The sequence below is a fragment of the Gemmiger formicilis genome, from assembly GCF_018784445.1.
In the GTDB taxonomy this organism is placed as follows: domain Bacteria; phylum Bacillota; class Clostridia; order Oscillospirales; family Ruminococcaceae; genus Gemmiger.
Genome location: NZ_WQOH01000076.1, coordinates 1 through 302 on the forward strand (window position 1 = coordinate 1; position 302 = coordinate 302).

Genomic DNA, 302 nt, shown 5'->3' on the forward strand with positions numbered 1-302 from the left:
GCTTGCAAATGTAAAACTTCTGATCCATGATAATTCTCCTTTTCTTTACTTTAATAGTTTTCTGCGTGAATTTCAAAATAGCTCTGGGGATGGTTGCAGGCAGGGCAGACCTCCGGCGCTTTCTCACCGATCACAATGTGACCGCAGTTGCGGCACTCCCACACCTTGACCTCGCTCTTGGCGAAGACCTCCGCCATCTCCACATTGTGCAGCAGGGCACGGTAGCGCTCCTCGTGGTGCTTTTCAATGGCGGCGACCAGGCGGAAACGCTGCGCCAGCTCATGGAAACCTTCCTCATCGGC

General features: G+C 53.3%; 1 protein-coding gene. It reads right to left on the bottom strand.

Annotation, left to right across the window (positions count from 1 at the left end; genetic code table 11):
• Nucleotides 1-50: 50 nt before the first annotated feature.
• On the bottom strand, nt 51-302 hold a 252-nt coding region (locus tag GPK89_RS14755), incomplete at its 5' end, for a rubrerythrin family protein (RefSeq protein WP_346344865.1).